At 47.2% G+C, this 12669-nt stretch carries 10 protein-coding genes and 1 pseudogene; 2 read left to right on the top strand and 9 right to left on the bottom strand.

Going from position 1 to position 12669, the window contains the following annotated elements:
- Positions 1 to 2 precede the first annotated feature (2 nt).
- Complete coding sequence (locus NIA71_RS02395; protein WP_148394893.1) at positions 3 to 377, bottom strand: universal stress protein UspA; 375 nt, start codon at positions 375 to 377, stop codon at positions 3 to 5.
- A 324-nt stretch (positions 378 to 701) separates the two neighbouring features.
- Positions 702 to 1280 carry a CD3072 family TudS-related putative desulfidase gene (locus NIA71_RS02390; protein ID WP_148394891.1) on the bottom strand — a complete coding sequence of 193 codons (579 nt, stop codon included), beginning with the start codon at positions 1278 to 1280 and terminating at the stop codon, positions 702 to 704.
- Between the two features lie 127 nt (positions 1281 to 1407).
- Between NIA71_RS02390 and dinB the strand changes: the two genes are divergently transcribed.
- Positions 1408 to 2676 carry a DNA polymerase IV gene (dinB, locus tag NIA71_RS02385; protein WP_253019603.1) on the top strand — a complete coding sequence of 423 codons (1269 nt, stop codon included), beginning with the start codon at positions 1408 to 1410 and terminating at the stop codon, positions 2674 to 2676.
- A 45-nt stretch (positions 2677 to 2721) separates the two neighbouring features.
- On the opposite strand, the gene NIA71_RS02380 is transcribed toward dinB, so the two are convergent.
- The 5 genes from NIA71_RS02380 to NIA71_RS02360 all read right to left on the bottom strand — a co-directional run bounded on the left by NIA71_RS02380 (position 2722) and on the right by NIA71_RS02360 (position 10394).
- The gene (locus NIA71_RS02380) at positions 2722 to 3141 is read right to left on the bottom strand and encodes a YjdF family protein (RefSeq protein ID WP_227755270.1); all 420 of its coding nucleotides are present in this window, start codon (positions 3139 to 3141) and stop codon (positions 2722 to 2724) included.
- 245 nt (positions 3142 to 3386) lie between these two features.
- On the bottom strand, positions 3387 to 4622 hold the full coding sequence (locus tag NIA71_RS02375; protein WP_253019602.1) for a metal-dependent hydrolase family protein: 1236 nt from the start codon (positions 4620 to 4622) through the stop codon (positions 3387 to 3389).
- Positions 4623 to 4635: 13 nt separating this feature from the next.
- Entirely contained in the window at positions 4636 to 5907 is a 1272-nt protein-coding gene (locus NIA71_RS02370; protein WP_148394885.1) for a chloride channel protein, read from the bottom strand.
- A complete protein-coding gene (pfkA, locus tag NIA71_RS02365; protein WP_148394883.1) occupies positions 5904 to 6866 on the bottom strand; it encodes a 6-phosphofructokinase in 963 nt (320 codons plus the stop codon). The genes NIA71_RS02370 and pfkA overlap by 4 nt, the downstream gene beginning before the upstream one ends.
- Before the next feature lie 12 nt (positions 6867 to 6878).
- Positions 6879 to 10394, bottom strand: coding sequence for a DNA polymerase III subunit alpha (locus NIA71_RS02360; RefSeq protein WP_253019601.1), 3516 nt, complete (start codon positions 10392 to 10394; stop codon positions 6879 to 6881).
- A 121-nt stretch (positions 10395 to 10515) separates the two neighbouring features.
- Here NIA71_RS02360 and NIA71_RS02355 point away from each other — a divergent pair, with 121 nt between their 5' ends.
- Positions 10516 to 11970, top strand: coding sequence for a L,D-transpeptidase family protein (locus NIA71_RS02355; protein WP_253019600.1), 1455 nt, complete (start codon positions 10516 to 10518; stop codon positions 11968 to 11970).
- Here NIA71_RS02355 and NIA71_RS02350 read toward each other — a convergent pair.
- Together NIA71_RS02350 and NIA71_RS02345 are read right to left on the bottom strand one after the other, a co-directional pair.
- A pseudogene (locus NIA71_RS02350) lies at positions 11961 to 12403 on the bottom strand (DUF6144 family protein); the annotation flags it as partial. The gene NIA71_RS02355 and the pseudogene NIA71_RS02350 overlap by 10 nt on opposite strands.
- A complete protein-coding gene (locus NIA71_RS02345) occupies positions 12387 to 12596 on the bottom strand; it encodes an AraC family transcriptional regulator (protein WP_253021268.1) in 210 nt (69 codons plus the stop codon). The pseudogene NIA71_RS02350 and the gene NIA71_RS02345, both read right to left, overlap by 17 nt.
- Positions 12597 to 12669 lie beyond the last annotated feature (73 nt).

Below are 12669 nucleotides of genomic sequence, written 5' to 3'. Positions count from 1 at the left end.
GCTCACGGAACGACAATCAGTTCCGCCTGCTCACTAATCTTTTCTCCAAATTTCGAAATCAGGTTCGTTTCGTTTTTTACTTGTCCGGATTTTCCTAAGATCACCTGAGTAATTTGATTTTTTTCCACTAAATCTACCAGCGTTTCCAAAATATTGTTGGAACGTACCACTGTCAGATTGGCGCCATATTCAATGGCCTTACCATACAGATAATCCAAAGCTTCCCCTTCTTCAGAACTTCCCAGGATTTTAAAATCCTTCGGCGCAACATGAATAATGAACAGTTCTCCGTCCTGTCCATTCAAAACCTCATGTCCGTACCGTATAAGCCGGTCACAGGTCTTCTGCTGCGTAACACACACCATCACATTTTTCATAATATCCCCTTAGCCCTAATACTGCTACCATAATTCGTCAAATTCACTGGTAGTCTTATCCACGTGTCTTACTCGCTTCTCCTTCTTTTCCTTGGGAACGACATCAAATATTTTAATGATTCCATAAATCAAAATAAATCCAATAAATATAATTCTAAGTACCTTATTGATCTTTTTTAACATCTCATCAACCCTTTCTCATCTAAGCATTCTTATTCCTTGTCCCATTTCAAGCACGGGACAATTGATCGAAACTATTTAAGATTATATCACACATGCAGCTGTTTCATCTACCCCTATCCGGTTCTTTCACGAAAAATCCACTTATTCGCAAATGCTTTTAATAAACGCCTCATAATCAGAAAGGATCTGATTCATATCCACAGATTCGTCATCCAGCGCCAAGCCATAGAACGGCGGCATCTTCAGCCCCCGTGCCTGAATTGCCTTTTTCAATTCCTCTATGTAAACACCTGAGCCCTCAACAATGGCATCATTGTATGAAAGGTCAACCGGGCTGGCACCCCACCGATCATCCCAGCTGGTTATATCCACGCCGCAGGTGGGAGAACCGTCACAGCTCAGAACGCCGACCGTTTCATATCCGGCCCGCTCATATTCTTCCATATATGTGACCGCCTGCTCCGCAAGCTCTCTGCAAAAGCTGCGAAAGCCATGATTGTCATACAGATTTTTGGTCGCCCACCACCGTTTGATTCCCAGATAAAGGGTCTCCGGACATTGCATTTGGTTGATCCCTAGTCCATATTTATGTAATGTATCGAATACCTCTTTGCACATCCCTGGATATCTGGCCAGGCCCAGGACTTTATTGTTGGTGTTCAGCAGACAACTGGACACGAAAATAATCTTTTTGCTGCGTGCATCTTCTTTGCGATCCATTATTCCTTCCTCCACTTCATTGTTTGATTATTCAGACTTCGCCTTTTTAGTATATCATAATTTCAGCTGTTTTGATATTATTCACAAAAAAACATCATGAAACCGGTGCAGCAGCATATGATCAATCTTGCAACTTACCGTAGATACCTGCGGCGAAATCAGCTATAATAAAGACATGGACAGAACAATACTTCATTGCGACATGGATGGCTTTTACGCCTCTGTTGAATTATTAAAATATCCTCAATTAAAGAATCACCCGGTAGCGGTCTGCGGGAATCCGGAGAACCGTCACGGTATTATATTAGCCAAAAACGCCCAAGCGAAGAAATATGGAATTAAGACAGCAGAGACCGTATGGCAGGCGAAGAAAAAATGTCCGAAGCTGCAGCTTTTGCCGCCTCATCATCATAAATACAAAGAATACAGCCTCAAGATCAATGAAATTTATCAACGCTTTACCGACATGGTGGAGCCTTTCAGCATCGACGAATCCTGGCTGGATGTCTCAGCCTCCCTTAAGCTTTTTGGAACAGGGCGGGAAATCGCGGATACTCTGCGGGAAACCATCAAAAAAGAGCTGGAACTTACCCTTTCCGTAGGCGTTTCCTTCAACAAGATCTTTGCAAAGATGGGCAGCGATTATCATAAGCCGGACGGTACAACCGTGATAAGCAGAGACAATTATAAAGATATTTTGTGGCCGATGAATGTTCGAAGCATGTTTTTTGTCGGCGCCGCTACGGCAGACAAACTCAATAAGACAGGGATCCAAACCATCGGCGATCTGGCCCGTGCTGACCGGACGCTGCTGACCGCGCTCTTGGGCAAGCAGGGAAGCATGCTCTACGAATACGCCAACGGTTTGGACAGCAGTCCGGTCAGCCGCTACAGCGAGCGGGAAAAAATAAAATCAGTGGGCAACGGAACCACCTTTCGCCGCAACCTTCAGGGGATGGACGATATTAAGGTCGCTGTTACAGCCCTTTCCGATATAGTAGCCAGCCGGCTGCGCAAATATCAGATGAAAGGGTTTGGTGTAAAAGTGGATATCAAGGACCCGGAGTTTAAGGTAATTTCCAGGCAAAAACAACTGTCTGCGCCGACCAATTTGGCCGAAGAGATTTTTCACGCTTCCATTGAGATCATCGCTTCATCCTGGCGTCTGCGGGATCCGATCCGCATGCTGACCATTACGGCGATCAACTTATGCGATGAAAACGAATCGGAACAGCTCTCTCTCTTTGATCTGGAGGGCCATGCCCGCCAGGAACAGGAAAAGATTGAACGTACCATCGACAATATCCGGGCCAAGTTCGGCGACAATGCCATCAACTTCGGCCGAGTGATCAATAACGACATCGGTATCGATCTGGATGACAACCGAATAGAATAAACCAGCTGTTTACCGGTTTGATATAGGCGATTGGGCCACTCTCGATTAATGCCCTTTATGCTTTTCTTTCCGCTTTTTCTGCTTTAACTGGAACTGCTCCTGCTTCATTCTCTGCTTTCTCTGTCGATTTGTTTTTTTCGTCTCTGCTTTGCGTTCCTCCTGCTGCTGTTTCAGGGCCTGCTGCGCCTTTGTCCCCACCCCTGTTTGGGACAGGTCCTTTGCGATTGCCCTGCGCATTCGTTTTGGATTGATGCGCCGCTCAGGAAATTTTTCCATTGGCTGCGGCTTGCTGAAACGAAACGTTCTCCAATTCTCGGATAAAAACTCATAGATTTGATAATCTTTCGGTTCGGCGCCGAAAGTCACTTTATAGACTTGATACTGCCCTTCACAGATTCGCTCATAAACGCCGATCCAGAAAGGTTCTTCAAAAAACACGGTAAACGTAGCCCTGATTTTTTGCATGACAAAATCCTCCTTCTTTTTTCAAAAAAGAGAATGGACAACCAAAGGAGGCAGGTTACTGACAGAGCGGATGCTCTGCGCCCGGACTACCAGCCGGACCGTGTTTTTATCTCTCAGAAATATGAAACTAGGAAAATTATATCACAAAATGCAGCTCTTTTCAAAAACGATCCATTGCATTAAAACAGGACTGACAAAGTTTATCAGTCCCGTAAAATAAGCGTTCAAACTTTTGGTGCTTTTGATTATTCGCCCTTTACAAAGGCCCCTTCCTTCATGATCACCTCCATATGATCAGTGGAAACAGCCTTCATATCTTCCGCCGGATTTCCGTCAAGCACCAGCAAATCGGCAAATTTTCCTTCCTCCAGAGTGCCGGTAATGTCATCGATCCGAAGCATTTCAGCGCCGTTTTTAGTCGCTGCCACCAGCACCTCCATGTTGGTCATTCCCGCCTTGTTGAGAGCATACATCTCTGTAATCGCATACTTGCCGTAAGGCGTCAAGGTGCTGCAGAAAGAATCCGATCCGATTGTAATGCGGATCCCTTTCTTGTTGGCATTGAGCAGGTTGTCGGTAATTCGGTTCAGCTCTTTTTCCGCCGTCGTTTCTCCTGGATACTGATCGTGAATCGGACGGTACGGCGGTTCATAAACAGTAAACCATTCTGTAAAGAACTGATAGGTCGGGCAGAAGGTGATGTCCTTTTCCTTCATAATCTCCAGGCATTCTTCGTTCAGTTCCTGGCCGTGAATGATAACGGAAACACCCGCTTTGCAGGAATTGAGGGCTCCTTCGTAGCCTTCGGCATGGGACCAGACCGGAAGTCCGATCATATTGCTTTCATCTACCACAGCTTGAATTTCTTCCATCGTGTAATGGGAATCCGCCTTTGCATCGTGCCTCCAGATTCCGCCGCCGGTGGACCAGATTTTTATAGCGTCCGGATTCTCGCGGATTCTGCGGCGAATTGCCTTACGCAGTTCCCACGGGCCGTCCACCCGCTCCGCCCAGGGGTGTGACGCCTCATTGTATTCCAAAGGCAGTTTATGAGAATCGCCATGGCCGGCAGTCCTGCAGAATCCAACTCCAGCGGTCACAGTTCTCGGACCTGGGACAACGCCCGCTTCAATCATATCTCTGATATAAGGGCCAAAACGGGAGATTTCGCCTACGGAGGTCAGACCGTTTTCCAGCGCTTCTCTGGCCTGAGCCACAGCTACTACCGCTTTCTGGAAGATCGGCTCCATGACCCATTCCGTATCGTTATCGCTCAGGTTTCCGCTGTAGTGAAGATGTGTGTCGATCAGTCCCGGCATGATCGTCTTGCCGGAAATGTCCCGCACCTGGTAGCTGCCGTCAAACTCCTTTTTCGGGCCCGCATAAGCGATCTTTTTGTCTTCCACCAGCACCAATGAATCTTTTACAGGTTCTCCGCCGTTGCCGTCAATCAGAAGCCCGTTTACAAAAGCGATTTTCATAACATCCTCCTTATTATCTTGCATTTATATTGATATATTTTGCTTTAGTCTTACTATACATGATTTTCTGGCTTCCGTACAGCCCATAATAGCCGGAAAGCATATAGCTGATGCTGCAGGCGATACCGAAAAAGATTAAACCCTGAGCGCCAAAGAGCTCAATCCCCAGCAAAATCGATGCTACCGGACTGTTAACCACCGCACAAAAGGTAGCGATCAGGCCGATAGCCGCTGCAAATCCAGGCTCCAGCCCCAAAAGGCTTCCAACCCAGCATCCCATCGTTGAGCCGATGAAGAAAGTCGGTACAATCTCTCCGCCTTTAAACCCTGCTCCAAGGGTAATAGCAGTAAACAGAATTTTAACCAGGAAGGCCCACCAATCCGCATGTCCGTCCAACGCCTGAAAGATCACTCCCATGCCCGATCCGTTATAATTTCCCGATGGAAACAGCATTGATAGCCCAACCAAAATCACTCCTCCTGCTAAAATGCGCAAATACGGATTGCGGAACAGTTTTTCAAAACCGTCGTCAATGCGATCCATGGTAAAGATATAGACAATGCTGATCACAGCGCAGCAAACGCCTAGGACTGCTACACGCAGGACAGGAAAGAGTCCCAAGTCCGGTATTGCCAGCACTTTTTCAATCTCCAGATCAAAGCCAAAATAGCCGGAAATACTGTATGCTACCAACGCGGAAACCAGACAAGGCACCAGGCCGGAATAATAGATGACGCCCACGCTAATGACTTCCAGCGCAAAGAACACAGAAGTCAGCGGCGTTCCGAAGAGGGCGGCGAAGACGCCGCTCATGCCGCTGAGCACGATCAGCGACATATCCTTTTCGTCCAAACGGAATAGTTTTCCCACGTGGGTGCCGATGCTGCCTCCCAGCTGGAGCGCCGCGCCTTCACGGCCGGCAGATCCGCCCAAAAGGTGGGTGATGACCGTACTGATAAAAATCAGCGGCCCCAGGATAACCGGCACCTCTTCTTCGGCCCGAACCGACCCGATTACCCGGTCAGTTCCGATGGGGGATTTGATCCCGCAAAGCTGGTAACAGCTCACAATCAAAAGCCCGCCCAGCGGCAGCAAGAAAATCAGCCAGGGATTCGCCTGCCTCAAGACATTGGAGTTCTCTACCGAAAGGCGGAAGAGCGTTCCCACCCCTCCGCTGATGACGCCAACGACGCCGGCAATCAGCAGCCACTTGAAAAAGCTCTTTATAAAAATACGAACATATTTAATTCTGCTTTTTATTTTATATTTTAATCGATTTTTCACTTTGACAACACATCCGCCAGATGATAAAGGTCCGCGTTAAAGGGCCGTTTTATGGTGAGGGCTTTTTCCAAATCATAAGCGACAATCTCGCTGCCGCAGATACCAATGGCCTTGCTGCTCTCATCATCATAAAGGAGTTCCACGGCTTTACTGGCTGTTCTGCTGGCCAGCATCCGGTCCTTTGCCGTAGGTGAACCGCCTCTCTGAAGGTAAGCCAGAATTACCACTCTGGTTTCCTTTCCTGTTTTTTCTTCTACAAGCTGGGCCAGTTCCTTAGCATCCACGCCAACGCCTTCCGCCTTCATGATGATGTCGTGCATCTTTCCCCGGTTCTTTCCTTGTATGATCTTTCGGCAGACTTTATTAATATCAAAGGGCATCTCCGGCACCAGAATATTGTCGGCGCCGCCGGTGAGTCCGGCGTAAAGGGCGATGTCGCCGCAGTGCCGGCCCATTACTTCGATCACAGTAGCCCTCTCATGGGAAGAAGAGGTGTCGCGGATGTTGGACACTGCAGATAGCACCGTATTGACCGCCGTATCAAACCCGATGGTAAAGTCAGTATATCCCAGATCATTATCAATAGTTCCCGGAAGGCCCATAACCGTAATCCCTCTCTGGGAAAGCTCCAGACCGCCTCGAAAAGAGCCGTCTCCGCCGATGACCACGATTCCCTCAATGCCGAAAGCAGACAGTACATTAATAGCATGCTTCTGCCCTTCCTCCGTCTTAAAACGTTCACTTCTAGCCGTTCGAAGGATGGTTCCGCCCCTGTGCAGGATATCCCCCACCGAGGACATATCCATTTCTTTGATCGCTCCATCGATCAATCCTTCATATCCTCTTTGTATGCCGTAGACTTCCATTCCTCGGTCCAGTCCGCAGCGTACGACGGCCCGTACCGCCGCATTCATTCCCGGAGCATCTCCTCCGCTCGTCAGTACTCCTATTCGCTTCATGTCTCCGCCTCCTTATATTTTCAGATTTTCTGCGCCGATCAACTCAGAAACGCTCTCACAGAAAGTTTCATTGGCGTCGACCCAAAGATCCGGTTTTGTTTTCATTGCCTTTCCTGTCTTGCCGAGATAAATGATGACCGGCGTGCTGCCTTTATACTGGGCCAGAATCTCCCGAATCTGTTCCAGCCCCTTTTCCATATGGTCCGGGATCCGAATTTTGACTACGTTTTGGGCCGCCATCCTGGCTCCCCGGCTGTTTTCCCGCAGATCCAGCACTTCATTGGCCAGGAGTTTGGGCAGTTCTCCTTCCTTAAAATTAATCGTTCCTTTGACAACAATGAGCGAATCCTCCTGAATCAATTGGGAGCACCGCTCATATACGTTGGGAAACACCACCACTTCCACATTTCCGTAAAGATCTTCCATATCGACAAATGCCATCATTTTATTGCTGCGGGTCACCAGCGTCTTTTTACTGTTGATGATGCCGGCCATGGTTGCCCGCATACCGTCAAAGAGCACCGGTCCATTTCCGGCAGCGGCAGCAGCTCCGGTCTCTTCTTGGTCGGCTGCATGGGCCAGATCTTCGGCCGTAACGTCGATCAATTTTTGAATCTGCTCTTCATAATCTTTCAAAGGATGATCGGAAATATACACACCCAGCATTTCTTTTTCCATACTGCTCAAAAGCTCTCTGGGGAAGTTAGCTGTCTCAGGCAGCCGCGCTGAGGCCTCTTCCAGTTCCATCTGTTCCGCGTTCAGCTGAAAAAGCGACATCTGACCTTCAATATTTTTTCGTGAATCATTCTGTGCAGACTCGATCAAACTTTCATAAACGGCCATATGCGCAGCTCGATTTTCATTGAGACTGTCCAGCGCTCCCGCCTTAATCAGGCTTTCCACCGCCTTTTTATTGACCTCATGGATATCCACATTACTGATGAACTGAAAAATATCCTTAGGCGCTCCTTTTTCTTCCCGCGCCTTGATGATAGCCTCGATCGCGCCCTCTCCAACGTTTTTGACACCCAAGAGTCCAAAGCAGATTTTCCCATCTTTGACCGTAAATTTTTTGCCGCTTTCGTTGATATCCGGCGGCAGGACTTGAATTCCCATCTCCGTACAGTTGCGTATATATTTGGCGATGGAACTGGAATCCCCCATGACGCTGGTCATGAGAGCAGCCATGAATTCCACCGGATAGTAGGCTTTCAGATAGGCCGTTTCGTATGCGATCACCGCATAGGCCGCAGCATGAGATTTGTTGAACGCATATTCGGCAAAGCTTACCATCTGATTAAAGATTTCTTCGGCAATCTTTTCCGGTATGCCGTTGCGTACACATCCGCTGATCTCCACATTGCCGTCCTCATCTTCTTTACCGTGAATGAAATACTCCTTTTCCTGGAGCATGACTTCCATCTTTTTCTTGCCCATTGCCCGGCGTACAAGGTCAGACCTGCCATAGGTATATCCGCCCAAATCACGGACAATCTGCATAACCTGCTCCTGATAAATCAGACAGCCGTAGGTAACTGATAAAATCGGCTGTAAACTTTCGTGAATATAGGTGATCTGATCAGGATGCTTCTTGTTCTCGATGTAAGTGGGTATGGAAGCCATAGGGCCCGGCCGGTATAGGGCTACGCCCGCCACGATATCTTCAAAGCAGTCCGGCTTGAGATTTTTCATAAACTGGGTCATACCGCCGCTCTCCAGCTGAAAGATCCCTTGAGTATTTCCCTTGGCAATGACGTCATAGGCTTTGGGATCGTCGTAGTTCATCTTGGAAAAATCAATCGTCTTTCCATAATTAGCTTCGATCATTTCTAAAGCATCTCGGATCACGGTCAGATTTCTCAGGCCCAAAAAGTCCATTTTTAAAAGCCCCAGCTCTTCAATCGTGGTCATAGTAAATTGTGTCGAAACGCCTTTGTCGGAAAGATACAGCGGAACGTATTCATCGATACTTTTCTTTGAAATTACAACGCCTGCGGCATGGGTAGAGGCATGGCGCGGCATACCCTCCAGCGCCTTGGCCATATCTAATACCTGACGGACTTTTTCATCCCTTTCATAAGAAGCCTTTAGTTCCGGATTCATAGCAAGGGCTTTATCGATGGTCATTTTCAGGTCAAAGGGAATTGCTTTGGCAATGGCATCGGTCTCAGGATAGCTCACATTAAGCGCCCGGCCCACGTCACGGACAGCAGCCTTTGCTTTCATGGTTCCAAAAGTAATGATCTGTGAGACCTTATCTTCCCCGTATTTCTCAATAACGTAGTCGATAACCTCCTGCCGCCTTTCATAGCAGAAGTCAATATCGATATCCGGCATGCTGATTCGCTCCGGATTTAAAAAACGCTCGAAAATCAAACGATAGCGAATGGGATCGATATCCGTAATCTTGAGCACGTAAGAAACAATGCTCCCGGCCGCTGAGCCTCGCCCCGGCCCCACCATAATCTTATTGCGTTTGGCGTAGTTGATGAAATCCCATACAATAAGAAAATACTCCACATATCCCATTTTTTCGATGATGGATAATTCGTATTCCATCCGTTCCTTAAGGGCTGCCATATCGGCGTCTTGCTGATCTGCGTAACGTTCTTCCAATCCCTGCCGGCAAAGTTCCCTCAGATACTGTTGATTGGTTTTTCCTTCAGGCGCCGTAAATTCCGGCAGATGAAGATGCCCGAACTCAAAGGTGACGTCGCACTGCTGGGCCACCCTTGCTGTGTTGTCACAGGCTTCCGGGAAGTTGGCGAAGATTTTGCGCATCTCCTCCTCGGATTTGAGGTAAAACTGGTCGTTGGGGAAGCGCATCCGGTCTTCTTCATCGACGGTGGCAGCTGTCTGGATGCAAAGGAGGACATCGTGGGCCTTTGCGTCCTCTCTGCGCACATAATGGACATCGTTGGTGGCCACGAACGGAATCCCCGTTTCCTCGTGGAGCCGGACCATATCGGGCAGGATCGCCGCCTCTTCCTCCAGACCCTGGTCCTGCAGTTCCAGGTAGAAGTTTTCTTCTCCGAAGATATCCCGAAGTGCCAGCGCTTCTTCCTTGGCTCCTTCGTAATCCCGATTTAACAGCTTTCGCTGCACATCGCCGGCCAGACAGGCTGACAATGCGATGATCCCTTCACTGTGCTGCCTCAGCACTTCTTTATCAATACGTGGTTTGTAGTAAAATCCCTGGACAAAGCCTGCTGATACGATTTTGATCAGATTCTGATAGCCCTGATTGTTTTTGGCCAGCAGCACCAGATGCCCCTGGTATTTGTCCTTATCCACGTCTTTATCCGCCATGGTTCTGGCCGCGGTGTATACTTCACAGCCGATGATCGGCTTTATCCCCTTATCCAGGCATTCCCGATAAAAATCAATGACCCCGAACATGACTCCGTGGTCCGTAATCGCCACTGATTCCATGCCCAGCTCCTTTGCCCTTGCCACCAAATCTTTGATCCTGGCGGCGCCGTCCAATAGACTATATTCTGTATGTACATGCAAATGTGTAAATGCCATTTATTTCTCCCAATCCTTACAAAAATATGCGATCCATTTTATTTTACCATAAAATACGAAAAATGCTTTCAAAAATGCATAAAATATTGTAAAATATTGAGGTTGCGAGGTACTAGTAATTATGAAAAAATTTTTAATCCCACTTATTATTGTACTCTGTTTGGCCGGAGGCGGCTTTGCCGTATGGAATGTCCTCGAGGCCAACGTTTTTTCTGTTGACCAGTTTCCGCAGAAGACCACGATCAACGGCGTCGACTGCAGCGGCTTGACAACAGAAAAAGCCAAAGAAAAACTTATCAAGGAATGGAATAGCAAGGTGTTCAGCTTCACCAGGCAAAGTAAAGAGTTAGGCGCCATTTCGGATTTGCATTTTGATTATGACATTGACAATGAAATCGCCAGTGTCAAAAAAGACCATTTTTTCAGCGCTGCGCTCAATTACTTTTTTCATGCTGATTTTGATGTCTCGATGGACATGACAGTGAAAAAAGTCAATAAGGCCTTTAAAAAAGAGTTGAAAAGCGCTGATTATCTGAAAGAAAGCGGTGATCCGGTGGAGACGAAGGATGCATATGTGGACCTGTCTTCGGAGGATTTTAAGATTGTTCCGGAAGTACAAGGCAATAACATCGATTATGATATTCTACTGAAAAAGATCACCGGCCTGATTGCCAAGAATCAGTTCACGCTTGAATACAAGGCATCCGACTTTTATCAAAAACCTAAGGTGACCTCGGACAGTCAAGAGATCAAAGAACGCCAGGAATTCTGCAAAAAATACTTAACTTCAAAAGTGACTTATCTTATGGGCAAGGACGAAGTCAAGATTCCGCCGGAAGAGCTGGAGAAGATCTTTGATATCGAGATGGTGGAAAGCGGCGCTCCCAGCGAGTCTGAGAAGGATGAAGCTGAAAAATCCGCCGCCAAAGTCACAGTTGATGAGGATGCGGTCCGCAGTTATGTGAAAAAATTTGCAAAAGAATATAACACTCTGGGCAAAACTCGTGAATTCACGTCCCTCAGCGGACGTAAGATTAAGGTGTCTGGCGGCGACTACGGCTGGGCGCTCAGCGTGGATAAGGAAACGGAGCAGCTGATCAAAGACTTGAAAAGCGGCGAGGAAGTAAAGCGGGAACCCATTTGGCTGATGACCGGTTTTACGGATTATAACAAAGAGGATGATATCGGAAGTACATATGTGGAAGTTTCTCTGGCAGAGCAGCATCTGTGGTATTTTAAAGACGGAAAAGAGCTGGTCGATTGCCCGGTTGTCACAGGGAATGTTCTATCCGGCTATAACACGCCCGCCGGTTCTTTCAGTCTCACTTACAAGCAGAGAGGCGCGACACTGAAAGGCAATAACGCTGATGGTACCTCTTATTCGAGTCCGGTTTCCTATTGGATGCCGTTTTACGGTAATTATGGAATGCATGATGCATCGTGGCGCGGAGCCTTCGGCGGCAGCATTTATCGTGGCGGCGGCAGCCACGGCTGCGTCAATATGCCGGTGGCTTCAGCAAAAAAGCTGTTTAACAATTTGGCCAGCAAGGGTACGCCGGTCATTGTTCACTGGTAAGAAAAAGGAAGGAAAGCTGTTCGCTTTGTCGATGCGAACAGCTTTTTTAGACCGAAGGCCTTTTCCAAAAGAACTTTGCTGTAACCGATGGTGCACAGACACCATGTAACGATCTCTAAGGTTTCTACTTCTATAAGCGTTGGGATTAAGCATGGGTAAAAATGAAATTTCAGTAAAAATTCCCCAACTCCGTAGAAAAGACCGGCGTTTTTGCCTTTTCTGAATTTATAAACGCTTCCATGTTCCCTGCCGTTGACATCAATTCTTTTACGAGTGCCAGTTTTTCATTCATTGTGTAGCCGCATTGACAGTTCATTCGTATTTTCTTTACGGTCTCATTTTCAAATTTGTTTTCTAAGCGGCACATGGTAACATTCACCCACTCTGGATTGGTTTCTCTATTTACTGGTTCTTCACTACCGTAGACTACTTCGCTCGCAGATTTGACAGATTTCTAAATTACGTTTTCTTGAATTTTTCTGACTTTGATCAATTTTGCATCGTTTAATAAACCCATAAATGCTTTCACCAGTCTCTTCCATGAAGATTCGACTGAAGTGATAGTATGATATATAAAACTGAGCAGCTACCGTATCAAGGGATAAATCTTCGTGAAAATGCTGAATTATATCATCAATGCTTTGATTGACAAGTTGTTTTTATCCATAGCTCTTCATCTCCATTTGACTATTATACATC

This window comes from Ihubacter massiliensis (genome assembly GCF_024125305.1).
GTDB lineage: Bacteria > Bacillota > Clostridia > Peptostreptococcales > Anaerovoracaceae > Hominibacterium > Hominibacterium faecale.
Note: the sequence above shows the minus strand (reverse complement) of the source record. Positions and strands in the feature narration are given on the sequence as shown.